This window comes from Thalassospira sp. (genome assembly GCF_048059015.1).
Lineage (GTDB): Bacteria > Pseudomonadota > Alphaproteobacteria > Rhodospirillales > Thalassospiraceae > Thalassospira.
The window spans coordinates 26,158-52,067 of record NZ_JBLLNT010000026.1; the positions used below are offsets into that span (position 1 = coordinate 26,158).

Here is a 25,910-nt window from a genome sequence, read left to right on the forward strand (position 1 = left end):
GGTTTTCCGCCATTTCGGCGGGAGAAGCGCCAACCTATCGCCTCACTTTGGCGTGGTCAACAGAAATTGGTTAACATCATGACGCATTTTTGCAGCTAAACTTTCCGAATATTGCGCGTCGATGATTTCCTTGTCGGTCATTTGGTGCCTGAACCACGTTAATTGACGCTTTGCATAGCGTCTGGTTTCGCGCTGGGATTTCTCTTTTGCCGTCTCAAGATCAATCTCGCCTGCCAGATATGCGCCAAGCTCACGAACGCCTACAGCCTTCATAACCGGGGCTGTTTCAGGTAAATCCAGCGCAATCAGGTCGCGGACCTCGTCAATTGCACCCAGTTCAATCATCAGATCAAAACGCCGATTGCAACGGTCATACAGAATGTCTCGCGGCGGCATGTAACAAAGTTTCTTGAATTTCATGTTTTCGGGCGGCGTGATCACCGGTTCTTTATGCCAACTGGTCAATCCTCGCCCGGTATGGGCAAAAACTTCGGCTGCGCGAATCAGTCTTTGGGTGTTGGTGCCATCCAATGTTGCCGCCGTTTCGGGATCATCACGTTTGAGCTTCTCAAAAAATGCCTCATGACCCAGATTGTCGAGCTCGGCCGTCACATTTTCGCGAATCCGCGCGGGGACATCCGGGATCGGTGCAATCCCCTCGGTCAGGGCATTCAGATACATGCCCGTTCCACCCGTGATGATCGGAAGTTTGCCCTTGGCGTGGCAATCAGCAATCTCGGCCATTGCCATTTCACGCCATTTCCCGGCTGAACATGCTTCGCGCCCGGAAAGCACACCATAAAGACGGTGTGGCGCGCGCGCGGTTTCGCTCTCATCGGGGCGGGCGGAAAGAACGCGCAGTTCTTCATAAACCTGCATGCTGTCGGCATTGATCACCACCCCGTCAAACGCATCGGCCAGATCAAGGGCAAGTGCGGATTTGCCGCTGGCAGTCGGGCCAGCAACGATCAGGACGGGGGCAAAGGAGCTGTTGGCGGTGATGGCCGACATAAAGGCACTTTCAGGTTCGGTTGTTTTTGGGCCGGACAGTCTATTGTCTTCATGGACAAAGGCATAGGGCTTTGGTCATGCGCCTATTGGCAAAAAACCCGTAAGCATGGCAGCTCGTGCGAAAGTTCTCTTGTCAGACGGGGGCGCAACTCGGATAAAGACGACAAATCTGTTTAATGCCTTTTCCCGCAAGGAGCCCGCAGACCATGAAATTGGTACTGACCCTGATTGCCGCCCCGAATTCGAATGCACTGACCGATGCTGTCATCAATCAGGCATCGATCGCACTGACCGGTGCCGGTGCCTTGGTGGGTGAAGTTGTGTGGCTGGCCGACGGCGAAGCATGCGATCTTGTTTTTGATGGCATCACCCTTGATGTTGCGGACACCACCTTGGCCGAGGCGGAGCTGTCGGTTGATGCGGTTACCCAGAAAATTGCCACGCGCCGCAAGAAGCTTCTGATTGCGGATATGGACAGCACCATGGTTACGGGCGAAACCTTGGACGAGCTGGCCGAGTTTGCCGGTGTGAAGGACCGGGTTGCTGCGATCACTGCGCGCGCGATGAATGGTGAACTTGATTTCGAAGAAGCCCTTGATGAACGTGTCAGCCTTCTGGAAGGCATGTCGACCGAGATGCTTAAAGAAGCCTGGAAGACGGTTGAATATACCGGCGGGGCCAAAACCCTTGTCGCGACGATGAAAGCCAATGGCGCGTTCGCAGCCCTCGTTTCCGGCGGGTTTGATTTCTTTACCGGTGCGGTTCGTGCCGAGCTTGGCTTTGATTATGATCAGGCCAACGTTTTGATCGAAGAGGGCGGCAAGCTGACCGGCAAGGTCAAAAAGCCGGTTCTTGATCGTCAGGCAAAGGTTGATGCGCTTGAAAACCTGTCAGCCCAGCAGGGCATCACCGTTGATGATGCGATTGCGGTTGGCGATGGTGCCAATGATCTTCAGATGATCTCGTTGGCAGGGGCCGGTGTTGCTTTCCATGCTAAGCCGTCGGTTCAGGAACAGGCACGCATCTGCATCAATCATGGTGATCTAACGGCCCTTCTTTATATGCAGGGCTACGCCAAATCTGATTTCGTTTCCTGATCGGGAAAGATCGCAGAGAAAAAGGGCGGCCTGTTCATCAGGCCGCCCTTTTTGTGTTTAAAGCCGTTGGCTTATTCAGCCTCAGCCAGTGTCAGGCCGAAGTAACGCGGGCCAGCAGATGTTTCGATCAACATCAGGATGGTGCGTTTGTCGTCATCAAGGGCGGCTTTGACCGCATTGGTGACATCTTCAACATTTGAGACCGAGCTGTGCGATGCTTCGATGATGATGTCACCCGGACGCACACCTTTTTCCGCGGCATAGCTGTCACCAGAAACTTCGGTAACGATCACGCCTTCGGTGCCTTCGGCAAGGTTGTAACGCTGACGCAGCGCATCATCGACATTGGCAACCTTGATACCAAGTTCGGTAATGTCGGCTTCGGCAATCGCCGGTGCTTCCTGTCCTTCGGACGGGGTGGCACTTGCAGCAACGACTTCTTCTTCAAGTTCGCCAAGCTCGACCTGAACGGTCTGCTTCTTGCCATCGCGCCAGATCACCACATCGACATCCTTGCCGATTTTGGTTTCTGCAACGATACGCGGCAGGCGACGCATGCTTTCGACATCTTTGCCATCAAACTTCAGGATGACGTCACCCTGTTTGATGCCAGAAGCCTTGGCCGGGCTTTCATCCGATACACCGGCAACCATGGCACCGGTTGCATCATCAAGGCCGACCGAGTTAGCAATGTCTTCGGTTACGGTCTGAATGTGAACACCAAGCCAGCCACGACGGGTACGACCATATTCCTTGAGCTGGTCGACAACGCTTTGTGCGATGGCAGAAGGAATGGCAAAGCCGATACCGACCGAACCACCTGACGGGGAATAGATCGCGCTGTTAATACCGATCACGTCGCCTTCAAGGTTAAACAGCGGACCGCCAGAGTTACCACGGTTGATCGATGCATCGGTCTGGATGAAGTCATCATACGGACCCTGGTTGATGTCGCGGTTGCGCGCGGAAATGATGCCCGCGGTTACCGTACCACCAAGGCCGAACGGGTTACCGATCGCCATCGCCCAGTCACCAATACGCGCACTGTCCGAATCCCCCCATTTGACGAACGGAAGATCGTCTTTGGGTTCGACTTTCAGAAGGGCGACGTCGGTTTTCGGGTCACGACCGATCAATTCGGCTTCAAGGGTGTCACCATCATGAAGACGCACGGTGATTTCGTCTGCGCCATCAATCACGTGGTTGTTGGTGACAATGTAGCCATCCGGCGAGATGATGAAGCCCGAACCAAGTGCAGTTGCACGACGCTGTTGCGGGGCCTGACCACCCTGGCCGCCTTGGCCATTGCGATCCATGAAGTCACGGAAAAGGTCTTCAAACGGGGAACCCGGAGGGAACTGGAAATCCGGTCCCTGACGTTCAGCGACCATCTGGCTGGTAGAGATGTTCACGACGCTGGGCAGAAGCTTTTCTGCCAGGTCTGCGAAACTATCAGGAGCGGGGCGGGCATTCGCGATTTGCGAAACACTGGTCACGCCAAGGAGAACAATCACCAGTGCTGCGCTTACCTTTGCTCGCACCGGGTTGTAAAATGCTTGTAGCATGTGTCTGATCCTGTTCGTTGCCGCGTTCACGGTATTTGTAATTCTGTTTTAGCAGCGCACGGCGGGACTGTATTTCACCCGTCGCTTAAGTAATCAAATTAACCCCGACTTTGTCAGAAATTGGGCGACCCTTTGGAAAAAAAAGGAATTCTCGGCACAATATCGTGGCGCAGGCGCCTATTGCCAGGTGCTTTGGGGCTTAAAGCCAGACCCGGACTGCCCAAATTGCACCAATTGCGACGATTGCTGCAACCAATCCACCAATGCGCAACTGTGATTTAGGGATTTCCTGAACCAGTTCCATCACCCTTTTGGCGCCGCCCGGGAACAGCGAATAAAACATGCCTTCCAGCGCGATTGCCAGAAGTATGGCTGTAGCAAGTTCCTTCATGGGTGCGGACGTTCCGGCGTTTCTTTGTGCCTGCTTAAAGCGATGCTCTAGCAAGACATAATTATAAAAACAAAAAGGGCGACCTGACTAATATGCCGGTCGCCCTTATGTTTTGTCTAGCGGCTTGTCGCTGGACCAGACTTATTAAAGTACTGGAAAAACTCGCTGTCTGGTGAAAGCACCATGGTCGAGCCATTATCAAGCGCGATTTTGTAGGCTTCGAGCGAACGATAGAATTCAAAGAATTCCGCGTCCTTGCCATACGCTTTACCCAGGATCACGTTACGCTGACCATCGCCTTCACCGCGCAGGACTTCGGCCTGACGGTTGGCTTCGGCGATGATGCCGATACGTTCACGATCTGCTTCTGCCTGGATTTTCGCCTTGAGCTCTTCACCCTCTGCGCGAAGCTGTGCAGCTTCGGCAATACGGGAAGAACGCATACGGTTATACACCGCCTGCGAGGTTTCCTGCGGAAGATCGGTACGACCGATACGGACATCAATCAGCTCAACGCCAAATTCCTTGGCGGGCTCAACGAGCGTTGCCTGGATCTTTTCCATGATCTGCGCACGGTTGTCCGAAAGCATGGACACAAGCGGAGCCTGTGCCAGTTCACCACGGATAACCGAGTTCAGACGCTGACCAAACAGCTGCACGAAGTTGGCAGAGTTGGTTGCACGCTGGCGGAAGGTCAGCGGGTCGGTGATTCTCCAACGCGCAAAGCTGTCAACATTGACACGCTTCTGGTCAGACAAAAGAACCTGCTGAACCGGCGGATCAAGTTCAAGAATACGACGCTCGTAATATTCGACGTTCTGGATCGGCAGTTTGAAATGCAGACCCGGCTCGGATACGGCATGAACCGGATTACCGAACTGAAGAACAAGTGCCTGTTGGTCCTGACGAACCGTAAAGACACACATCGAACCAACGACAGCAGCAATAACCAGCACGACGCCAGCGGCAATAAGTTTAGGACTTGCCATTAGTTGTTGCCTCCTGCATTCGCGCGTTTCTGAACTTCCGGAAGCGGAAGATACGGGACAACGCCGTTACCTTCACCGTTCTGTTCCATAATGATCTTGTCAGACTTGCTCAAGATCTCCTGCATGGTTTCCAGATACAGACGACGGGTCGTCACATCCTTGGCCGTCAGGAAGGAATTGTAGATCGAGTTAAAGCGTTCTGCTTCACCCTCTGCTTCCTTGGTGACGCGATCCTTGTATGCGCGGGCCTGAAGAACCTGACGTTCTGCTTCACCCTTTGCGCGCGGGATGATGTCGTTGCGGTATGCAAGTGCTTCGTTCTGGGAACGATCACGGTCCTGACGGGCACGCTGCACATCGTTAAAGGCGTCAATAACGTCACGCGGCGGGTCCACCTTCTGCATTTTCACTTCTGCAATGAAAATACCGGATTCATAACCATCCATGATTTCCTGAAGCAGGGTACGGGTCTGTTCCTCGACCCGGACACGGCCAACTGTCAGGGCCTCTTCCAGATTGGTTTTACCGATCACCTCACGCATCGCACTTTCAGATGCGAGCTTGATGGTGTTTTCCGGATCACGAACATTAAACAGATATGCGCCAGCGTCGCTGATACGCCACTGAACAACATAATCGATGTCGATGATGTTCTGATCGCCGGTCAGCATCAGGCTTTCTTCCGGAACATCACGTGACCCGTTCGAGGTCACAGTACCTGCACCGCGATAGCCGACTTCGATCTGGTTGGTCCGCTCGACGTTTGGTTTGATCACCTCGCCAATCGGGGCCGGAAGGAAGTAGTTCAGACCAGGGCCAGTCGTGCCAACCCATTTGCCAAACAGAAGTGTGACACCCTGTTCGCCCGGCTGCACACGATAGAAGCCGGTCAGTAGCCACAACCCGATCACAGCGATACCGATCAGGACAAAGCCCTTGTAACCGCCACCACCGGGGAACAGCCGTTTCAGGCGTTCCTGGCCTTTACGAATCATTTCATCAAAATCAGGGGGCGTGTTTCCACCACCACCGCCGCCACCACCCGAAGGACGTTGTCCCCACGGGTTCTGACCGCCGCCGTTGTTTCCGCCGCCGCCCCAGGGGCCGCCGCCCCCTTGTGAATTCCAAGGCATCGAGTGTTTTCCTCTTCTTGCCGTTCGGTGTTTATCGTTGTTTACCGAGCTTGGGGACGTTACCCCCAATGCATGCTCCGTCCAACAAGATCCAGTTTGCCAGTTGGGCCAGAACCTCTAACAGGCCACAGCCGTGATTAAGCCGAATTGACATTTCGCACGATCATGACTGGTGAAACCGGTCAGACTATCGAGCGATCAGTCCTTGTTGACCGCGACATGACGTCAGGTTCATGCGTCAAATCGTGGTGCAACCGATTGCAGGCCAAAGCAAACTCGCTAAATCTTGTTGGACGGAGCATGCCCTTAGGCCTTATATGACAGCTTGCCTTGCAAAACAATGTTACGCGCCTGCAAGTTCTGTGTGATCACGGACTTAAGCCAAAATTTGGAGACCGCAATATGACCTCGCCCAACCGTGAACAGATTATCGCCGCACTCGACAGCGTAATCGACCCGGTCGATGGCAAATCAATCACAGCCAAGGACATGGTGCAAGGTATTGATATTAATAACGAAGCCGTGAATGTGATGATCGCCGTGGATCCAAGCCGCGGTCCCGCACTCGAAGATCTGCGCCAAGCCGCTGAAAAGGCTGTGGCATCTGTGAACGGGGTCACAACTGCCCGTGTGGCACTGACAGCGGAACGACCACAGGGTGCAAGTCAGTCTGCCCCACAACAATCTGCGGCTGCACGTGCGCCGCAGCCCGGACAACGCCCGCAAGGTGGGGCGCAAAAGCCGCTTGAACTGCCAACCGTGCGCAGCATCGTCACCGTCGCATCGGGCAAGGGGGGCGTTGGTAAATCCACGACCTCGGTCAACCTGACCCTGTCGCTTGTGGCCAAGGGGCTTAAGGTTGGTCTTCTTGATGCGGATATTTATGGCCCGAGTCTGCCGCGCATGATGGGGCTTCGCGATGCCAAGCCGACGCCTTCGTCCGAACACCAAGGCAAAATGATCCCGCCATCGGCCTTTGGCATGCGGATCATGTCGATTGGCTTTATGATCGATGAAGATCAGCCGGTGATCTGGCGCGGCCCGATGGCGATGGGCGCACTTGAACAGCTTCTGCGCGATACCGATTGGGGTGATCTTGATGTGCTGGTGGTTGATATGCCGCCGGGTACAGGTGATATCCAGCTTTCCATGGCGCAGCGTGTACCGGTCACTGGCGCCGTTATCGTCTCCACCCCGCAGGACATTGCCCTTCTGGATGCGCGCAAGGGGCTTAACATGTTCCGCAAGGTCAATGTGCCGGTCTTTGGCCTGATCGAAAACATGTCCTATTACAAATGCCCGGAATGCGGTCATGTGGACCATGTGTTTGATCATGGCGGCGCGCGTAAGGCGGCTGATGAACTGGGTGTGCCGTTCCTAGGCGAAATTCCGCTGGATCTTAAAATCCGTCTGGGTGCGGATGAAGGCAAACCGATTGTTCAGAGCGAGCCTGATGGCGCGCATGCCAAGGCCTATGGCGCAATTGCGGAAAAGATTGCAGCGGCGATTGATGAACAGGTCGGTCCGGCCGAGGCGCCCAAGAAAAAGGGCCTGTTCCCCAAGATCAGCTTTAAATAATCATACAAAAAAGGCCGCACATTCTGCGGCCTTTTTTATTTGTCTGAGGATTGCCAATCATGCAGTGGCCAAGCTTTGTGATTGGCCCAACATGCGATATTCAAACGCGGCAAGCCCGCAAACCGCAACTGCCTGAACAATCACAAAAGCATAACCAAGCAGGGTCGGGGCGATGGATGGCAGCATCAGGATGCCAATACTGGCAACGACCCAGCCAAGATTGCCGACAATTATCAGCCAAACCAGTCCGGCACTGGGTGTTGGCTGTCGGCCAGTGATGGCCATCAGTGCTGCACAGGGAAATAGGATCACGCCCGCATAAAACAAAAGGCTTGATGGCAGGCCAAGCCAGTTTGCCAGAAGCCCTGCCGCAGCGGTTAGCAAGATGCCAAAGCCAAGGCAGGTTAAGGCATCAACCATCAAAACAGTTTTCAGAAGCTTCACATTTGAGGATGCAGACATCGATCTAACCTTTCAGGTTGTTGTGATGCGCTGACCTTGCCTCGATCAGGGAATGAATACGATTACCTCAGAGGTAATGTTTAATCTTTTTCTTTGGTGATAGGCTTTTGTTGCCATCACCAAAGGATAGCGCGCATGCCCCATGATTCGTTTGGAAACACCCTGAAAGCCTGGCGCAAACAACGCAGGCTGAGCCAGCTTGATCTTGCGGGCGATGCCGATATCTCGACCCGGCATCTCAGTTTCCTTGAAACCGGGCGATCCAAACCCAGCCGCGACATGATCCTGCATCTGGCGGAATGCCTTGATGTGCCGCTTCGTGAACGCAACGGTCTTTTGGTCTCTGGCGGGTTTGCGCCGATCTATGCCGAACAGGATTTTGCGGGTGAGGGGGCATCTGCCATTCGCACGGCGGTGGATCAGATATTGTCCGCCCATGAGCCGTACCCGGCGCTGGCGATGGACCGGCATTGGAACATGGTGGCCGCGAACCGGATTGTGCCGCTGATGTTAGGCGGGATTGATGCCGACCTGCTACAGCCACCAATCAATCTGCTGCGGCTGAGCCTGCATCCAAGGGGCTTGGCACCGCGCGTGGCAAACTTCACCCAATGGCGGGATCATTTGCTCGATCGGTTGCGTCGTCAGATTGAAGTTACTGCCGATCCGGAATTGATTGCGCTGTTTGACGAGGCCAAGCGATATCACCCACCGGAAAAATTGACCGTGATCGAGGATAACGGGGATGACGCGATCAACAGTCTGATCGTGCCCTTGGTCCTAAAGACTGATGCAGGGATGCTGCGTTTCATCAGCACGACCACGGTGTTTGGAACACCTGTCGAAGTCACGCTGTCCGAGCTTGCGATTGAAACGCTGCTACCCGCCGATGAGGCAACGGCACAGGCGCTTAGTACATTGGCAGAAGGCCTATAAAACAAAACCCCGCCTGATTGCTCTGGCGGGGTTTTGATAACTAAATCAGGTCAGCTTACTGAACGGCTTCTGCCATGAAGGACGGCATCCAGCCTTCGTTCAGTTCGCGCAGCTCAGCCAGCGTTACCTTGGCATCGCCGTCGATGCTGACAGCGTTGCCGCCAGCCTGACCGATGATGACAGCAGCAACGTTCGAGCTGCTTGCGGCATTCAGAACCTTGTCCGGGTCGCGGGTTGCGATCACGTAACGGCCCTGATCTTCGCCAAACAGCCATGCGACTTCGCTACCAGCTTCCGGCAGGTGCAGGTCAGCACCGATATTGCCCGCAAGGCACATCTCGGCAACAGTGACCAGAAGACCGCCATCAGCGATATCGTGGCAGGTACGGACCAGACCAAGTTCGATCAGCTCACGGACCAGCGTACCGGTACGTTTTTCAGCATTCAGATCGACCGGCGGCGGTGCACCTTCTTCGCGACCTTCGATGGTCTTGAGATACAGCGACTGGCCAAGTTCACCAGTTGCAGCACCCAGCATGATCAGCGCACTGTCATCGCGTTTGATACCAATCGTTGCATGGTGACCAAGATCGGAAATCACACCAACGCCACCAATTGCCGGGGTCGGCATGATGCCAACGCCGTTGGTTTCGTTGTAAAGCGACACGTTGCCCGAAACGACCGGGAATTCCAGTGCGATACAAGCTTCGCCAATACCCTGACATGCGCCAACGAACTGACCCATGATGCGCGGACGCTCCGGGTTGCCGAAGTTCATGTTGTCCGTAATGGCAAGCGGCTTGGCACCGGTTGCAACCAGATTGCGATATGCTTCGGCCACGGCCTGTTTGCCGCCTTCGACCGGATCGGCAAGAACGTAACGCGGGGTGCAATCGGTGGTCGCTGCAATACCCTTGTTGGTGCCCATGACACGGACAACACCGGCATCACCACCCGGACGGACAATCGTGTTGCCCATGACAAGGTGGTCATACTGTTCCCAGATCCAGCGACGCGATGCGAGATCGGGCGATGCGATCAGGGTTTTGAGCGCGTCAACATGGCTTACCTTTGCCGAAATGCTGTTCGGATCGATGCGATCCTGTTTCGGGGTCGGTTCCCACGGACGGTCATATTCCGGCGATGCTTCGGCCAGCGGATCAATCGGCAGATCGCCAGCAACTTCACCATGCCATTTCAGAACCATGCGCTTGGTATCGGTAAGGGTACCGATGACGGCAAAGTCCAGTTCCCACTTGTCAAAGATTGCCTTCGCGGCATCTTCGCAACCAGGTTTCAGAACCATCAGCATGCGTTCCTGCGACTCTGAAAGCATCAGCTCATACGGCGTCATGCCTTCTTCGCGCATCGGAACTTTATCAAGCCACAGTTCAACACCAACGCCGCCCTTGGACGCCATTTCGAACGAGGACGAGGTCAGGCCAGCAGCGCCCATGTCCTGAATAGCAACGATCATGTCGGTTGCCATCAGTTCAAGGCAGGCTTCCAGCAGAAGCTTCTCAGTGAACGGGTCACCGACCTGAACGGTAGGACGCTTTTCTTCGCTGTCATCATCAAATTCAGCAGACGCCATGGTCGCACCATGGATGCCGTCACGGCCGGTTTTCGAACCGACATAGACAACCGGGTTACCAATACCCGCAGCAGCCGAATAGAAGATGTTATCCGCATCGGCCAGACCCACGGTCATCGCATTGACCAGGATGTTGCCGTTGTAAGATGCGTGGAAGTTGGTTTCGCCACCGATGGTCGGAACGCCCATGCAGTTGCCATAACCGCCGATACCCTCGACCACACCGCTCAGAAGATGGCGGGTTTTCGGATGGTCAGGTTCGCCAAAACGAAGCGCGTTCAGGTTGGCAACCGGACGTGCACCCATGGTGAAGACGTCACGCATGATGCCGCCAACGCCAGTTGCAGCTCCCTGGTAGGGTTCAATAAAGGACGGGTGGTTGTGGCTTTCCATCTTGAAGACGGCTGCCTGACCATCGCCAATGTCAATGACACCAGCGTTTTCACCCGGACCCTGAATGACCCAGTCAGCCTTGGTCGGAAGGGTTTTGAGCCATTTCTTCGACGATTTGTAGGAGCAGTGCTCAGACCACATAACCGAGAAGATGCCCAGTTCGTTGATGTTCGGTTCGCGACCCATGATTTCGAGAACGAGTTTGTACTCTTCCTCGTTCAGGCCGTGTTCCTTGACGAGTTCCGGCGTAATCGGGGTGCTGTTGAAATCGTTCGCGCTCACGATACGGCCTCCACCATGCTTTTAAACAGATTGCGACCATCGGTACCGCCATGCAGCGGATCAATCGCATTCTCCGGATGGGGCATCATGCCAAGAACGTTGCCCGCCTCGTTGATGATACCGGCAATGTTACGCTGCGAACCATTGAGGTTGGTCTTCGGATCAACAACACCATCGGCATCGCAATAACGCAGGATCACGCGACCTTCGCCTTCAAGGCGGTCAAGCGTGTTGCTGTCTGCGAAATAGTTGCCGTCATGGTGGGCAACCGGATAATCGACAACGTCGCCTGCAGAATACAGGTTGGTGAAGCGGTTATCGGTATTTTCGATCTTCAGATGCGTGTTCTTGCAGATGAATTTCAGGCTGGCATTGCGCATCAGCGCACCCGGCAGAAGACCGGCTTCGGTCAGGATCTGGAAGCCGTTGCAAACGCCAAGGATGGTCACACCCTGTTTGGCGCGGTCAGCAACTGCGCGCATGATCGGTGATTTTGCAGCCATGGCGCCACAACGCAGATAGTCACCATAGGAAAACCCGCCCGGGACCATGATGATGTCGCTTTGCGGAAGGTCGGTTTCGCCATGCCAGACCAGCGTCGGCTTGGTGCCGGTGGCCTGCTCAAGTGCTGCAATGGCGTCATTCTCCCGGTTGATGCCGGGGAAGAGGATGACAGCGGATTTCATGAAATACCGTCTCTCGATTAGTGTCCGTTACTAAATCCCGATAGACAAAGGCCGTGCGTTCGCATGGCCCCGCCTTGGCGATTAGGCCAGCTCGATGCTGTAATCTTCGATCACGGTATTTGCGAGAAGCTTCTCGCACATTTCCTTGACCTCGGCTTCGGCCTTGGCGGCATCGGTGCCATCCAGTTCGAGTTCGATGAATTTGCCCTGACGGACGTCGTTGACGCCATCAAAACCCAGGCCCTGCAAGGCGTGGTGAACGGCTTTACCCTGCGGGTCAAGAACGCCGTTCTTCAGGGTGACATGAACACGTGCTTTCACGAGAAGCTCCTTTAAGTTCGCAGGCGCGGGGCTCGCGCTATTTTGTTTGCAAACAAAGCGCTGACCGACGGAATGGGCATCGGCCAGCCATAAGAAAAGGCCGCGCGAGCGCGGCCTTGGGGTGTTATTTGGTCGCGTCTTTGTTCAGCGACTTTATCTCGGCGGACTCAGGGAGGACACCAAGACGGCGTGCGACTTCCTGATAGGCCTCTTCGACGCCGCCCATGTCGCGACGGAAGCGGTCCTTATCCATCTTTTCGTTGGTGATGGCATCCCAGAGACGGCAGTTGTCCGGGCTGAATTCATCAGCCAGAACCAGCTGCGGGAAGTCACCTTCCCAAACGCGTCCGAACTCAAGTTTGAAATCAACCAGTTTCAGACCGATACCGCGCATCAGACCGCACAGGTAGTCATTCACGCGGAGGGTCATGCCAACGATTTCCTCAAGCTCTTCGGAGCTAGCCCAACCCAGAGCGAGGATATGTTCGTCAGAAACCAGCGGATCACCCAGTGCGTCGTCCTTATAATAGAACTCGACGATCGGGCGCGGCAGGCGTTCGCCTTCTTCAAGGCCAAGACGCTTTGCCATGGAACCGGCAACGATGTTACGGACCACGACTTCGATCGGAACAATTTCGCATTTCTTGCAAAGCTGTTCGCGCATGTTCAGACGGCGAATGAAGTGGGTCGGGATACCGATTTCGCTCAGACGGGTCATGACGAATTCGGTGATCATGTTGTTCAGGACGCCCTTGCCGGCAATGGTGCCGCGCTTCTGAGCGTTAAACGCAGTGGCGTCATCCTTGAAATACTGAATGATCGTACCCGGCTCAGAACCTTCGTAAAGAACCTTGGCTTTACCCTCGTAAATGGGCTGCTTTCTGGACATTGGCGGGATCTTTCACATCTAGGCCTGCTGCTTGTATGGGCAGGCACCCTGAAATTCGCGCCCCCCGTATAGCAGTGCTTGGCGAGAAACTCAATTGTCGCTTAAGCTCTATTTACGCAATCTTGATAATCAAAAATTGCAACCGTCACAGATCGCTTTCAACCCGTGACGGAATTCAGGGTCAACTATCTGGCGTTGCACCATTTTCCCGATTGGGCCTGATCAGACATTGACCGGGTGGTAAGGGGTTTTATCAGGTTGGCCTTCGGCAAATAACCACACCGGACGACGCGGCAATTCATGTTCGGAGGTGGGAATCGCCGGCAATCCGATCAGCGATGAGCAAACCGTCTCAAATCCGATATTGCTGCGAACCAACATTGCATCTGCGCGGATGTCGTGATGTTCGGGATCGGGGGCCTCAATGCCGGTATCGGCCATCAATGCCTGCCATGCAAACCAGTCATCTGCTTCGGGGTTGGGTGCAGGCGCACTGACAAAACGCGGCAGATTGCGACGTGTGCGCGCACTTTTGCTGACATCATTGAGATCATGGGCGGTCAGGATCGACAGGCCTTCGGGTATTTCGGTAATCTCGATTTTTCCCGTACCACGGTTGGCCAGCCAATAGGCATCGCGGTTATCGGCAATCACCATGTTAAACGGGCGATAGGCGTCGCCATCAAGCTCGGCCAAGGCCTGAGCAGCATCAATGGCGTCCGCGTGATCCAATGCTTCGAGCGGTAATTCACCACGCGATCGTTTGCCATCGGCCGGGCCGAGCGTGCCAAACCGGTTCAGAACGGCCGCGACAACACCGTCTTCATTAACGCCAAGCCACGTGCCGCCTGCCGTTTCATCAAGACCTGCGATCACGTCTGGTCGGTCCTCCCAATGGCGTGCGGGGGGCTTCCAGGGGCGATTGTTCATTTCGTCGCGATTGGCGCCGATGATCACCGGCCAGTCATGGTCGGGGCGGCGGAGAATAATGACTGTACACATGAGCCAGATCAAAGCGTGTTGCCACGCAATTTGTCAAATTCAAAAGTGTCGATCAAAGGGGTGAAAACGGCGTCGATTGTTCTCAAATAAAAAGAGTGTCGAGCAACAAGACGTAGCTTTAGAGCCCTGGTGATGAGGGCGATCCAATTTCAGGAGGGAACAGTATGAGCAGCTTTAACGAGCGTGAGCGTGGCTTTGAGGCGAAATACACCTTTGATCTTGAACAGGATTTTCGTGTTGAGACCCATTTATACAAAATGCTGATCACCTGGGCTGGCGAAAAAATGGGGATGAGCCAGCATGAATGCGAAGACTACACGCGTAAAGTGATCGGTGAAGTGGTTGCCAATCCGCGTGAAAACGGGGTTGTTGCCCTGCTGTTGGCAGATTTTGGTCGAAAGAATATCGATGTCACCGTATCGGCCCTGAATGCCAAGCTCGAAGAGTTGCGTCCGATTGCCCGTGCTGAAGTTCTGTCGTGACCGGTTTTGATCATCGCTCTTGGGAAAAACTTCTAGTTTGCAAACCACTAGGTGGTCTCGTATCCTGCATCCCGAAAAGAAAAGAGTGGGTGCAACCTTTTGGTGTGGTATCCTTCACAGGTAGGTGATGGACCATGGGGCACGGTCCCAGTAGGTAGAAGAAGGGCAAGAGCTTTGCGTATCCTTTTGGCGGACGATCACGATTTGGTTCGTGAGGCTATTTCACTGTTGTTTCAGCAATATTTCGAAGATTGCGAAGTTGCCGAGGCAGGAGCATTGGAGCCAGCACTTGATCTGATTACAGAGAACAATACGTTCGATTTGGTTCTGCTTGATCTGCGGATGCCCGGTATGAACGGTCTTGAGGGGCTTAAGCGCGCACTGGAGAAAGTCGCGTCTTAGACCTTTGTTGTTCTGCTTTCCGGGGCGTATCGCAGTGAAGATGTTCGCCATGCCATCGAGGCAGGCGCACACGGCTTTATCCCCAAAACCCTGCGTGGTCAGGCATTGGCGAATGCCGTGCAACTGGTTCTTGCCGGGGAAAAATATCTTCCGTCTTCCATCCTGAGTGACCTGAGCGACGGTCTTGTCGGTGGTGGTGACGGCGACAGCCGCATGGCTGGTGGTTTTGGTAATGAGGGCGACTTTGGTCGTCTGACCCCGCGTGAACGTGAAGTTCTGGCATTGCTGTCAGAAGGGCGTCCGAACAAGGATATTGCCCGTCACCTTGATCTTCGGGAAATCACCGTCAAATACCATCTGAAAAACATCTATCGTAAACTGAATGTGTCAAACCGTGCACAGGCGGTAAAAATGGCGCTGGAAGATATGGCGCGTACCGGAACTTTGTAGTACGTTCGTCAAAGGCAGCTCTGTTTACGCTCAAATCCCGGCTCGTGATTTCACGGGCCGTTTTTTGTTGTGCTAACCTACTGCTTTCCCTCGTAATGTCACCTTAAGCGAGGAATCCTCATGTTTATTCGAATTGCACTTGTCGGCGACTTTAACCCCAATGTCACCGCCCATCAGGCCATTCCACCCGCCCTTGAACTTGCCGCAAAACAGCTTGGCGAAAACATTGCCTATGACTGGATCGCCACGCCGTCGTTTGATGATGTCGATGCCATGACGGTATTGGATGGTTATCACGGTGTCTGGTGTGTTCCGGCAAGCCCTTATCAAAGCCTTGAAGGGGCGGTTTCTGCAATCGGGGCTGCACGCAAAAATGGTGTCCCGTTCCTGGGAACCTGCGGCGGATATCAGCATGCGGTACTGGAATATGCCCGCAACGAACTTGGTCTTGCCAATGCGGCCAATGCCGAAGTGGACCCGGATGCGGAAATACCCCTGATCGCCCCGCTTGTTTGCGCCCTGATTGATCAGGATGGCGGGATTAAACTGTCAGAAGGCAGTCAAATCCGGTCCCATTATGCGGTGGGTCGCATCAACGAAACTTATCGCTGCAGCTATGGGTTTAACCGGGAATATGCCGGTATTCTTGACGATCGCGATCTGTCGATTTCAGCTTGGGATATGGATGGCGACCCGCGCGCGGTGGAGCTTTCCGGTCATCCGTTCTTTATCGGCACCGCGTTTCAGCCAGAACGCTCTGCCCTTCGGGATGAAAACCATCCGCTGATCACGGCCTTTGTCGCAGCCGCCGCGACATATGCGGGCAAATAGCAGATAAAAAAGCGCCCCGGTTTCGGGGGCGCAACCCTCGAGACAGTGAGCTCTCAGGCATTCGGGCTGGTTGTGAGCCCGAAAATCTATTGTCAGCAGGGGGCCTTGATCTGAGATGATGTGGTCGGGGCGGCGGTGCGTCCCGATTGCATGATCAGGACGCCCCCTAAAATGATCACCATCGCAATCAGATGAAGGGGCGTGACCGTTTCACCCAGGATCAGGCTTCCGGTTAGAAGGCCGATGACAGGCGGGATATAGGTCGCGCTGGCGGCTTTGACCGCGCCCAGTTTTTCCACGACATAGTAATAGCAGATATAGGCGATCCCGGTGCCAAACAGCCCAAGGCCAAGGATCAATCCAGCAGCAATCATCGGATCGGTAAAGATGGCCTCCGCATTTGTCATGTCAGTCACAGTCAGCATCGTGATTGAAGCAATGCCAAGCTGATAGGTGCACAGTGCCAATGGCGAAATGCCAAGCGGGCTCAGGAACCGGCGGGCATAGACAAATGACAAACCAACGCAGCCTGATCCAAGGGCGATATAGCCAATACCGGCCAAGTCAGCGACCACGACATTGCTGTTCCAGGGCTGCGCAATCAGGGTCACACCGGCAAAGCCGAATAAAAGCCCACCGATGGAGCGGCGATTGATCGGCTCATTGCGCAGGAAAATGGCGGCGGCGACAAAGGAAAACATCGGAATGGCACCTGATAGCATCCCGGCGACGCTGGAGGGCAGAAGCGCAATACCGCGCGCAAAGCCAATGTAATAGACCGATGCAGCCAGCAGCGACATGACAATGAAGTGGTGCGTATAGCGCAGGTGCGCCCAATGCAGTTTGCCTCGAACCACTGCCACGATGAAGACCGGGATGAAGCCCATGACAACGCGGGCAACCACGATCTGTTCAGGCGTGATCAGCGAACTGGCGGCTTTGTTGAACAGGAAAGTCATGCCCCAAACCAGGGCGAGAAATCCAAATACGATATAGACGTTCTTCTGCATGGCGGAAAATCCGAAACAAGATGTATCAGCGACTTTTAAGTATTTTCAGGGTAGTCTACAAATCATGCTATCTGGATCATGATATAGAAAAACTGCATTATGGTATCTTATCCGCCGTTAAAATCACTGCCCGCGTTCGAGGCTGCCTTACGGCTGAACAGTTTCTCGTTGGCGGCAGATGAATTGAATGTCACGCCCGGTGCGGTGGGGCAGCAGATCCGCAAGCTTGAAGAATGGCTGGGTGCGGAATTGTTTGTCCGCACCGTTCGCCAGGTTTATCCAACAGCAGATGGATTGGCCTATGCCGCGCGCATCGCCCCGGCCTTGCAACAAATTGCCGATGCCAGCGCGCATCTGCGCCGACGTAATGATCATTCGGTTCATTTCGTGATGCCGCCAAGCTTTGCCGCCAAATGGTTTTCGCCACGTATGGCGCGGTTTTTGATCAAGCATCCGACAACGGCGCTTCATGTCGGCTCGACCGAGGAAAAACCGAACTTTGATCAAAATGGCCTTGATATCGCGGTGCGCTATTTCAATGGCAATGACGAAAATCTTGAGGCTGTGTTGCTCTATCGCGGGCAGGCGGCTGTATTTTGCGCGCCAAGCTATCGCGATGCGTTGGGCCTGAAACACCCAAGTGATCTTGTGCGGGCGACACTGATCAATGACACCAAACATCACTGGTGGGTTGATTGGTTGGAGCGGTTTGCCACAATGAGCCGATCTGATGCCCAAGCAATCAAGCATATCGATATTGATCAGACTGCCATGGTGATCGAGGCCGCCATTCATGATCAGGGGGTGGTGATTGCCAATCCGCTCTTGGCCGAAGAAGACGTTCAGGAAGGCAAACTTGTGCATCTGTTCCCCGATCAGGTTCTGACCGTGCCGTTGGGATATTATCTTGTACATCCGAAAAATCGGGAACTGCGCGGGCAAGTGAAGCTGTTTCGCGACTGGCTGCTTGATGAGGCGCGCGAGTTGACCGCCACGCAGAAAATCTGATCACGGTACAAAAAAAGCCCCGGCAAAACCGGGGCTTTCATCATTTGGTCCGGGATGCTGTTAGTCAGCAAACACGCGGGCAAAGATCGTGTCGACATGCTTGGTGTGATAACCAAGGTCGAACAGCGCTTCGAGCTTATCCATCGGGATTTTCGCGGTAACGTCTTCGTCGGTTTTCAGAAGCGACAGAAGATCGCCTTCGCGATTCCAGACCTTCATCGCGTTACGCTGAACGATGCGATACGAATCTTCGCGCGAAACACCATACTGGGTCAGGGTCAGCAGAACGCGCTGCGAGAAGACCAAACCACCCATCTGGTTAAGGATTTCATCCATACGTTCCGGATAGATGACCAGGTTATCAACAACGTTGGTCAAACGCATCAGAGCGAAGTCAAGCGTTACAGTCGCATCCGGGCCGATGTTACGTTCAACCGAGCTGTGCGAAATGTCGCGCTCGTGCCACAGGGCAACGTTTTCCATTGCCGGGATCGCCATCGAACGTACCAGACGGGCAAGGCCAGTCAGGTTTTCGGTCAGGACCGGGTTACGCTTGTGCGGCATCGCCGAGGAGCCTTTCTGCCCCTTGGAGAAGAATTCCTCAACTTCGCGAACTTCGGTGCGCTGCAGGTGGCGAATTTCGGTTGCCAGATGTTCGATCGACGATGCGATCACACCAAGGGTCGCGAAATAGGCTGCATGACGGTCACGCGGGATAACCTGGGTCGAAACCGGTTCCGGTTTCAGGCCAAGTTTCGCGGCGACATGTTCTTCAACGCTCGGATCGATGTTGGCGAATGTGCCAACTGCGCCGGAAATTGCGCAGGTCGCGATTTCATCACGCGCGACGACAAGGCGATCACGGTTACGTTTGAATTCCGCATAGAAGGTCGCAAGCTTCAGACCGAAGGTGACCGGCTCTGCGTGGATGCCGTGCGAACGGCCCATGCAAGGGACATCTTTGGTTTCATAGGCGCGCTTTTTCAGCGCAGCCAGAAGCTTGTCCATGTCTTCAAGCAGGATGTCGGTTGCCTGGGCGAGCTGCACGTTAAAGCAGGTATCAAGAACGTCAGAGCTGGTCATGCCCTGATGCACGAAACGGGCTTCTTCGCCAACCTGTTCGGCCAGTTCGGTCAGAAACGCGATAACGTCGTGTTTGACTTCGGCTTCGACAGTGTCGATGCGGTCAATACGGTCCTGGGTGTAGGGCTTGTCGCCTTTTTCCCAAACAAGTTTGGCAGATTCAGTCGGGATAACGCCAAGTTCAGCCAGTTTGTCAGCTGCGTGCGCTTCGATTTCGAACCAGATACGGAATTTGTTCGCCGGTTCCCAGATTGAGGTCATCTGCGGACGGGAATAACGGGGGATCATGCGGTCGCCTCCGGGCAAAATGGTTGGGTGCCGGGGAATGATCGGAATGCGTGATCAATTGCACGATCATTGGGCCGGCACGCTTTCACCGCGTCGGATAGTCCATTCCGGGCCGGTTGGCAACCCTGCAGAGCGGTATGGCAGAGTTGTGAGCGTGATTTTACCAACGAAAAACTTGTGATCTGTTAAAATCATAGCAACTTAGGTAGCATATGCTTTGATTATGGGTTTTGCGTATTTGCTGTTACCTTGACGATCAGATTGCTGAGTGGGCGGAAATTTTATGGCGCGTGAACGCGACGGGGCAAAAGTCACCAAGTAGAAGTGACCGAAAGCCATAAGACAGACGCGAACTATCTCGCACAGCTGGTGGATTTGGGAATTGCGCTTTCGGCCGAACAGGGCCGCGAAGAACTGAACCAGAAAATCCTGATGGCTGCGCGCAAGTTCACCAATGCCGATGGTGGATCGCTTTATCTTGTCAATAATGACGAAAGCGAACTGCATTTCCGCATCCTGATGAACGATACGCTCAAGACCTTTTTTGTCACCGGTCGCGAGGCGCAAAAGCCATTCCCGCCGCTACCGCTTTATGACGTGGAAGGTCGCCCGAACTATCACAATATTGCGACCTATGTCGCGCTCAGCGGCAAATCGATCAATATCGAAGACGCCTATAGTGCCGAGGGTTTTGATTTTTCTGGCACGCGCGCCTTTGATGCCAAAACCGGCTATCGATCCAAATCATTCCTGACCGTCCCGCTTAAAAACACCCGCGGTACCGTGATTGGTGTCTTGCAGCTGATTAATGCGCAAGATGATGAAGGCAATGTGATTGCCTTTGATAAGGAAATCGAGCCGATCATTAACGCGCTTGCCAGTCAGGCGGCCGTCGCGATTGAAAACAGCCGGTTGCTGGTGGCCCAGCGCGACCTGATGGAAAGTTTTGTTCGGGTTCTGGGTCACGCGATTGACGCCAAATCGCCGCATACGGCTGATCATTGTTCCCGCGTTCCAGTGATCGCCCGCATGTTAGCGCAGGCTGCAGTGGATGATAAATTGGGGCCGTTTTCCAATTTCTATCTGACCGATATGGAATGGTACGAGCTTGATCTGGCGGCCTGGCTTCACGATTGCGGCAAGATCGTTACGCCCGATCATGTGATGGAAAAGGCAACCAAGCTTGAAACCATCCATAACCGTATTCATGAAATCCGCACACGGTTTGAAGTGCTGAGGCGCGATGCCGAGATCGAGATGCTTAAACGCAAATTGGCGGGCGAAGATCACGATGTTTGCGAAGCAGATTTTCAGGCCAAGGTGGCGGAGCTTGAGGCGCAATTTGCGATGGTGGCGGACGCCAATATTGGTGATGCGGAAATCGATACCGACACCATCTTTGCCCTGCATGACATCGCAGAACTGAAATGGACCCGCCATTTTGACCGGACACTGGGGCTGTCATGGTCTGAAAATGAACGCTTGAGCGATGCCGATCTGGCAAGCCTGCGTGAGCCGGGTGTTGAGACGGTTCTGATGGACCGCGAAGATCACGTCTATCTCGGCTTTAACCGCGGCGAGCTTTATAATCTTTCGGTCCCGCACGGCACCCTGACATCGGAAGAACGCCAAGTGATCAATGATCACGTGGTGATCACGCAAGATATGCTCGCCCAACTGCCGTATCCACGTGAACTTCAACGCATCCCCGCCATTGCCGGCAACCACCATGAAAAGATGGATGGCTCAGGCTATCCGCATGGTTTGACGGGGGATGATATGGGTATCCTCGAAAAGGTGATGGTAATCGCCGATATCTTTGAGGCACTTACCGCGGTCGATCGCCCCTATAAACGGCCAAAGCTTCTGTCCGAATGTATATCGATATTGGGTGACATGCGTGACAAGGGGCAGATTGATAATGATCTTTTTGAGCTGTTCTTGGTGACGGGGACTTACCTTGATTACGGCAAGAAATATCTGCGCCCCGATCAGTGTGATGAAGTCGATATCGAACAGTTCATCATTTCCCATCGCGACTAGCCAAGCCTCCAGCTCCTGATAAAAAAAGACCGCCACAAGGGCGGTCCAAGTTCAGGGTGCAATTTATTGGGAGGCTCTTGTTGAACTAGATACTGTCATGGAAGTGACAGGCGACTTCCTGACTGTCCGATACCCGATCGAGCATCGGTTGATCCTGTGCGCATTTGTCCTTGGCAAACGGGCAGCGCGTGCGGAACACACAACCCGATGGCGGGGATAGCGGACTTGGCAAATCCCCGGTCAGAACAATGCGTTCCTTGTTGCGTTCGATCTCCGGGTCCGGGATCGGAACGGCTGAAATCAGTGCCTTGGTGTAGGGATGCTTGGGCGCTGCATAGATGCTGTCGCGATCAGCCAGTTCCATCACATTGCCAAGATAAAGCACCATGATGCGGTGGCAGATGTGACGCACGATCGACAGATCATGGCTGATGAAAATCAGCGACAGGTCAAATTCACGCTGTAATTCCTGCAACAGATTGACGATCTGAGCCTGAATGGACACATCAAGGGCCGAGACCGGCTCGTCACAAACGATCAGTTTGGGTTCGAGGATCATGGCGCGCGCAATACCGATACGCTGGCACTGACCGCCGGAAAACTCATGCGGATAGCGGTTGATCATCTGTGGCAGAAGACCGACGCGCGCCATCATCCGTTTGACACGTGCCTTGATCTCTTCGTTACCGAGTTCCGGTTTATGGGTCACCAGCGGTTCGGCAATGATTTCGCCAATCGTCATGCGCGGGTTCAGGCTGGCCAGCGGATCCTGGAAAATGATCTGCAAGTCACGGCGCAGCGGCTGCATTTCCCGGTGCGGGGCACCGACAATGTTTTTGCCAAGCCATGCAACCTGTCCACTGGATGGCGGGATCAATTGCAGGATCGCGCGGCCCAAAGTGGATTTCCCACAGCCGGACTCGCCGACAACACCAAGCGTTTCGCCGGGATAAAGATCAAAATTGACCCCATCCACGGCCTTAAGTTGGCGATCCGGGGCAAACAGCCCCTTGGCCGGGATGGGGAAGTGAACCTTGAGGTCGCGGACCGACAAGATTGGCGAGCTGTCTTTTTTAGGTGATTTGTTGTTCATGACACTCATTGCCCGTCCTCCCGAAAGCAGGCGCTGGCACGGCCGTCACCGAAACCCTTGAGCATCGGTCTTTCCAAACAGCAACGATCCGACACATAGGCGCAGCGTTCCTGATAAGCACAGCCCTTTGGCAGGTTTTGCAGGTTGGGCGGCTGACCGGGAAATCGCAAACAGGCTTTCTTCATTGGCGTGATCAATGCGGGGCATCGATTTCAGAAGACCTTCGGTATAGGGATGATGGCTGTCATAATAAATGTCACGCACCGACCCGGTTTCGACAACACGACCGCCATACATCACCATCACCCGATCACACAGACCGGCAACCACGCCAAGATCATGGGTGATCATGACGGTGGCAGTGTTGAAGTCCTTTTGCAGGTCGCGCAGCAGATCAAGGATCTGGGCCTGCACGGTGACATCAAGGGCGGTGGTCGGTTCATCGGCAACCAGAACTTCCGGATCGCACAAAAGCGCCATGGCAATCATCACGCGTTGGCGCATGCCACCGGAAAATTCATGCGGATACATGTGAACACGCTGTGCTGCACCGGGAATACCCACACGGTCCAGAAGCGTGATGGCGCGTTTAAGCGCATCGGCCTCGGACATCCCGCGATGTTCAACCAGCACCTCGGTCATCTGGCGCGAGATTTTCAGATACGGGTTAAGCGATGTCATCGGATCCTGAAAGATCATCGACATCGATACACCACGTATCTTGTTAAGCTCACGCGCCGGAAGGTTCAGGATTTCCCGATCCTTGTAACGCACAGACCCGGTCGATTTCCCGTTCTTGGCGAGCAACCCCATCAGGGACAGGAAGATTTGCGTCTTGCCCGAACCGGACTCACCCACCACGCCAAGCGTTTCGCCCGGATCGATATGGAAATTGACGTTGTTGACGGCCTCGACCTCGCCATCAGGGGTCTGAAAGCGGGTGGTCAGGTTTTCAACGGTCAGAATATGATTTGTCGTCATGATGTTTTCCTTGCCTTCCCTTACCTGTCCTTCGGATCAAGCGCATCGCGCAGACCGTCACCGATGAAGTTGAAACAGAACAGGGTGAGTGCCAGGAATACTGCCGGATAGATTAGCATCCATGTCGATGCCTCGATCACTTTGGCACCTTCAGAAATCAGAACGCCCCAACTGGTCAGCGGCTCCTGCACGCCAAGTCCAAGGAAGGACAGGAAGCTTTCTGTCAGGATGACCTGCGGGATGGTCAGCGTCATATAGACAATGACCGGTCCCAGAACGTTGGGAATGATGTGGCGGAAAATGATCTTGAAGTTCGAAACACCCGTTGCATGGGCTGCTTCGATAAATTCGCGCCGACGCAGTGACAGGGTCTGACCACGAACAATACGCGCCATGGTCAGCCATTCAACCGCACCAAGGGCGACAAAGATCAGGAAGATATTTCGGCCAAACACCACCATCAACATGATGACAAAGAACATGAAGGGCAGGGAATAAAGCACATCGACAAACCGCATCATGATGCTGTCGACCTTGCCGCCGAAATAGCCGGCAACCGCGCCATAGGTCACACCGATAATCAACGACACCGTGGTTGCCAGAAGGCCAACCGCAAGCGATACGCGCGCGCCATACAGCACACGGATAAACAGATCACGGCCATTGCCATCAGTGCCAAAGATATGGCCGTTTTCCCAGTTCGGGCCTTCCTGGATGTAGCCCCAGTCGATCTGGTCATAGGCAAAGGGGCTGAGCAAGGGGGCAAAAACCGCAAGCAATGTGATCATGCCCAGAATGATCATGGAGCCCACGGCCGCCTTGTTCCTAAACAGGCGAATACGGGCATCGCGCCAAAGGCTGCGACCTTCGATTTCCTCGGTCGCGCTGGCTGATTGCAGCAGAGCTGTTTTTCAGATTTGTTCATCATCAGCGTGACTTCAGTTTGGGATCAAGAAGGCCATAGACCATATCGACGAGGAAATTCAGCATGATGATCATCACGGCATAGACAATCACCACACCCATCACCAACGGATAGTCGCGGTTCAGTGCGGCCTTTACAAAGTAGGTGCCAATACCGGGCACGCCAAAGATGCTTTCAATCACGACCGAGCCGGTCATAACCGCCGCTGTCGCCGGGCCAAGATAGGAAACAACCGGCAGCAACGCGCCCTTGATCGCGTGGCGATTAACCACAAGCGTTTCACGAAGGCCTTTTGCGCGTGCGGTGCGGATGTAATTGGAATGAAGAACTTCGACCATCGAGCCACGTGTCAGACGCGCGATATAGGCGATCTGGGGCAGGGCAAGGGCAATGATCGGCAGAATTTTGTACTGGATTTCGCCATCTCCCCAACCTGCTGTTGGCAGGATCGACAGATAAAGCCCGAACACCAGTGACAGCAGCGGTGCCATAACAAAGTTCGGAATGGCGATGCCGATCATTGCGACACCCATCACGACAAAATCAACCATGCTGTTTTGTCGAAGGGCGGCATAGGTGCCAAACCCGACCCCGAAGACAAGTGCGATGGCTATGGCCGTTAAGCCAAGCTGCATAGAGGCAGGTGCGCCAGCCATGATCAGTTCAGCAACGGAAAAATCACGGATCTTGATGGATGGACCGAAATCGCCCTGGAAAAGCTTGCCGATATAGATCGCATATTGTTCGATCAGCGGCTTATCAAGGTCATAGGCTGCCTTGATGTTCTTTTCGATTTCAGGCGGTAACGCGCGTTCCTGATCGAACGGGCCGCCCGGTGCGATACGCATCATGAAAAAGGCCACTGTGATCACGATGAACAATGTCGGGATCGCGATCAGAAGGCGCCGAATGGCGTAAGATAACATTTTTTCTCTCATCCCCGTCGGGGTGGCCACAGGCGGCGGGCGGGAGGAACACCACACAG

General features: G+C 54.3%; 26 protein-coding genes and 1 pseudogene. 9 read left to right on the top strand and 18 right to left on the bottom strand.

Going from position 1 to position 25,910, the window contains the following annotated elements:
* Positions 1-42: 42 nt before the first annotated feature.
* Positions 43-1,011, bottom strand: coding sequence for a tRNA (adenosine(37)-N6)-dimethylallyltransferase MiaA (gene miaA / locus ACMZ66_RS22280; RefSeq protein WP_416940773.1), 969 nt, complete (start codon positions 1,009-1,011; stop codon positions 43-45).
* Positions 1,012-1,217: 206 nt separating this feature from the next.
* Between miaA and serB the strand changes: the two genes are divergently transcribed.
* The gene (gene serB / locus ACMZ66_RS22285) at positions 1,218-2,108 is read left to right on the top strand and encodes a phosphoserine phosphatase SerB (protein ID WP_416940775.1); all 891 of its coding nucleotides are present in this window, start codon (positions 1,218-1,220) and stop codon (positions 2,106-2,108) included.
* 71 nt (positions 2,109-2,179) lie between these two features.
* On the opposite strand, the gene ACMZ66_RS22290 is transcribed toward serB, so the two are convergent.
* From ACMZ66_RS22290 to hflK, 4 genes are all read right to left on the bottom strand, one after another.
* Positions 2,180-3,673 carry a DegQ family serine endoprotease gene (locus ACMZ66_RS22290; protein ID WP_416940777.1) on the bottom strand — a complete coding sequence of 498 codons (1,494 nt, stop codon included), beginning with the start codon at positions 3,671-3,673 and terminating at the stop codon, positions 2,180-2,182.
* A gap of 199 nt (positions 3,674-3,872) precedes the next feature.
* Positions 3,873-4,064: a DUF2065 domain-containing protein gene (locus ACMZ66_RS22295; RefSeq protein WP_416940779.1), complete on the bottom strand. Its 192-nt coding sequence runs from the start codon at positions 4,062-4,064 to the stop codon at positions 3,873-3,875.
* Between the two features lie 116 nt (positions 4,065-4,180).
* Positions 4,181-5,053 (bottom strand): protease modulator HflC, encoded by an 873-nt coding sequence (gene hflC / locus ACMZ66_RS22300; RefSeq protein WP_416940781.1) that lies wholly within the window; start codon positions 5,051-5,053, stop codon positions 4,181-4,183.
* The gene (gene hflK / locus ACMZ66_RS22305) at positions 5,053-6,186 is read right to left on the bottom strand and encodes an FtsH protease activity modulator HflK (protein ID WP_416940783.1); all 1,134 of its coding nucleotides are present in this window, start codon (positions 6,184-6,186) and stop codon (positions 5,053-5,055) included. Before hflK ends, hflC begins: the two co-directional genes overlap by 1 nt.
* A 402-nt stretch (positions 6,187-6,588) precedes the next feature.
* Here hflK and ACMZ66_RS22310 point away from each other — a divergent pair, with 402 nt between their 5' ends.
* Positions 6,589-7,764 (top strand): Mrp/NBP35 family ATP-binding protein, encoded by a 1,176-nt coding sequence (locus tag ACMZ66_RS22310; RefSeq protein WP_416940785.1) that lies wholly within the window; start codon positions 6,589-6,591, stop codon positions 7,762-7,764.
* Positions 7,765-7,821: 57 nt separating this feature from the next.
* Here ACMZ66_RS22310 and ACMZ66_RS22315 read toward each other — a convergent pair whose 3' ends face one another.
* Positions 7,822-8,226, bottom strand: coding sequence for a hypothetical protein (locus ACMZ66_RS22315; RefSeq protein ID WP_416940787.1), 405 nt, complete (start codon positions 8,224-8,226; stop codon positions 7,822-7,824).
* Positions 8,227-8,361: 135 nt separating this feature from the next.
* On the opposite strand from ACMZ66_RS22315, the gene ACMZ66_RS22320 reads away from it, so the two are divergent.
* Positions 8,362-9,162 carry a helix-turn-helix domain-containing protein gene (locus tag ACMZ66_RS22320; RefSeq protein ID WP_416940789.1) on the top strand — a complete coding sequence of 267 codons (801 nt, stop codon included), beginning with the start codon at positions 8,362-8,364 and terminating at the stop codon, positions 9,160-9,162.
* Positions 9,163-9,217: 55 nt separating this feature from the next.
* On the opposite strand, the gene purL is transcribed toward ACMZ66_RS22320, so the two are convergent.
* The 5 genes from purL to ACMZ66_RS22345 all read right to left on the bottom strand — a co-directional run bounded on the left by purL (position 9,218) and on the right by ACMZ66_RS22345 (position 14,329).
* Positions 9,218-11,434 (bottom strand): phosphoribosylformylglycinamidine synthase subunit PurL, encoded by a 2,217-nt coding sequence (gene purL / locus ACMZ66_RS22325; RefSeq protein ID WP_416940840.1) that lies wholly within the window; start codon positions 11,432-11,434, stop codon positions 9,218-9,220.
* Positions 11,428-12,117, bottom strand: coding sequence for a phosphoribosylformylglycinamidine synthase subunit PurQ (purQ, locus tag ACMZ66_RS22330; RefSeq protein WP_416940791.1), 690 nt, complete (start codon positions 12,115-12,117; stop codon positions 11,428-11,430). Before purQ ends, purL begins: the two co-directional genes overlap by 7 nt.
* Before the next feature lie 81 nt (positions 12,118-12,198).
* Complete coding sequence (gene purS / locus ACMZ66_RS22335) at positions 12,199-12,438, bottom strand: phosphoribosylformylglycinamidine synthase subunit PurS (protein WP_008891731.1); 240 nt, start codon at positions 12,436-12,438, stop codon at positions 12,199-12,201.
* Positions 12,439-12,562: 124 nt separating this feature from the next.
* Positions 12,563-13,327 (bottom strand): phosphoribosylaminoimidazolesuccinocarboxamide synthase, encoded by a 765-nt coding sequence (gene purC / locus ACMZ66_RS22340; protein ID WP_416940794.1) that lies wholly within the window; start codon positions 13,325-13,327, stop codon positions 12,563-12,565.
* 222 nt (positions 13,328-13,549) lie between these two features.
* Positions 13,550-14,329, bottom strand: coding sequence for an NRDE family protein (locus ACMZ66_RS22345; protein WP_416940796.1), 780 nt, complete (start codon positions 14,327-14,329; stop codon positions 13,550-13,552).
* 164 nt (positions 14,330-14,493) lie between these two features.
* On the opposite strand from ACMZ66_RS22345, the gene ACMZ66_RS22350 reads away from it, so the two are divergent.
* From ACMZ66_RS22350 to ACMZ66_RS22365, 4 genes are all read left to right on the top strand, one after another.
* Complete coding sequence (locus tag ACMZ66_RS22350) at positions 14,494-14,811, top strand: DUF1476 domain-containing protein (RefSeq protein ID WP_416940798.1); 318 nt, start codon at positions 14,494-14,496, stop codon at positions 14,809-14,811.
* Between the two features lie 174 nt (positions 14,812-14,985).
* Positions 14,986-15,213, top strand: a complete 228-nt coding sequence (locus ACMZ66_RS22355; protein ID WP_416940800.1) for a response regulator — start codon at positions 14,986-14,988, stop codon at positions 15,211-15,213.
* Positions 15,214-15,330: 117 nt separating this feature from the next.
* Positions 15,331-15,663: a response regulator transcription factor gene (locus tag ACMZ66_RS22360; protein ID WP_416940802.1), complete on the top strand. Its 333-nt coding sequence runs from the start codon at positions 15,331-15,333 to the stop codon at positions 15,661-15,663.
* A gap of 120 nt (positions 15,664-15,783) precedes the next feature.
* Positions 15,784-16,494 carry a glutamine amidotransferase-related protein gene (locus tag ACMZ66_RS22365; protein ID WP_416940804.1) on the top strand — a complete coding sequence of 237 codons (711 nt, stop codon included), beginning with the start codon at positions 15,784-15,786 and terminating at the stop codon, positions 16,492-16,494.
* Between the two features lie 92 nt (positions 16,495-16,586).
* Here ACMZ66_RS22365 and ACMZ66_RS22370 read toward each other — a convergent pair whose 3' ends face one another.
* The gene (locus ACMZ66_RS22370) at positions 16,587-17,504 is read right to left on the bottom strand and encodes a DMT family transporter (RefSeq protein ID WP_416940806.1); all 918 of its coding nucleotides are present in this window, start codon (positions 17,502-17,504) and stop codon (positions 16,587-16,589) included.
* A gap of 99 nt (positions 17,505-17,603) precedes the next feature.
* Between ACMZ66_RS22370 and ACMZ66_RS22375 the strand changes: the two genes are divergently transcribed.
* Positions 17,604-18,512, top strand: coding sequence for a LysR substrate-binding domain-containing protein (locus tag ACMZ66_RS22375; protein WP_416940808.1), 909 nt, complete (start codon positions 17,604-17,606; stop codon positions 18,510-18,512).
* Between the two features lie 60 nt (positions 18,513-18,572).
* On the opposite strand, the gene purB is transcribed toward ACMZ66_RS22375, so the two are convergent.
* Positions 18,573-19,883: an adenylosuccinate lyase gene (gene purB / locus ACMZ66_RS22380; protein ID WP_416940810.1), complete on the bottom strand. Its 1,311-nt coding sequence runs from the start codon at positions 19,881-19,883 to the stop codon at positions 18,573-18,575.
* A 324-nt stretch (positions 19,884-20,207) separates the two neighbouring features.
* On the opposite strand from purB, the gene ACMZ66_RS22385 reads away from it, so the two are divergent.
* Complete coding sequence (locus ACMZ66_RS22385) at positions 20,208-21,926, top strand: HD domain-containing phosphohydrolase (protein ID WP_416940812.1); 1,719 nt, start codon at positions 20,208-20,210, stop codon at positions 21,924-21,926.
* A gap of 85 nt (positions 21,927-22,011) precedes the next feature.
* Here the strand turns inward: ACMZ66_RS22385 and ACMZ66_RS22390 are convergent, their stop codons facing one another.
* The 5 genes and pseudogenes from ACMZ66_RS22390 to oppB all read right to left on the bottom strand — a co-directional run bounded on the left by ACMZ66_RS22390 (position 22,012) and on the right by oppB (position 25,851).
* Positions 22,012-23,028: an ABC transporter ATP-binding protein gene (locus ACMZ66_RS22390; RefSeq protein WP_416940814.1), complete on the bottom strand. Its 1,017-nt coding sequence runs from the start codon at positions 23,026-23,028 to the stop codon at positions 22,012-22,014.
* Positions 23,025-23,204, bottom strand: coding sequence for an oligopeptide/dipeptide ABC transporter ATP-binding protein (locus ACMZ66_RS22395; protein WP_416940816.1), 180 nt, complete (start codon positions 23,202-23,204; stop codon positions 23,025-23,027). The genes ACMZ66_RS22390 and ACMZ66_RS22395 overlap by 4 nt, the downstream gene beginning before the upstream one ends.
* A pseudogene (locus ACMZ66_RS22400) lies at positions 23,203-24,000 on the bottom strand (ABC transporter ATP-binding protein); the annotation flags it as partial. The gene ACMZ66_RS22395 and the pseudogene ACMZ66_RS22400, both read right to left, overlap by 2 nt.
* Positions 24,001-24,020: 20 nt before the next feature.
* Positions 24,021-24,902 carry an oligopeptide ABC transporter permease OppC gene (oppC, locus tag ACMZ66_RS22405; RefSeq protein WP_416940841.1) on the bottom strand — a complete coding sequence of 294 codons (882 nt, stop codon included), beginning with the start codon at positions 24,900-24,902 and terminating at the stop codon, positions 24,021-24,023.
* Positions 24,903-24,927: 25 nt separating this feature from the next.
* A complete protein-coding gene (gene oppB / locus ACMZ66_RS22410; RefSeq protein ID WP_416940818.1) occupies positions 24,928-25,851 on the bottom strand; it encodes an oligopeptide ABC transporter permease OppB in 924 nt (307 codons plus the stop codon).
* Between the last annotated feature and the right edge of the window lie 59 nt (positions 25,852-25,910).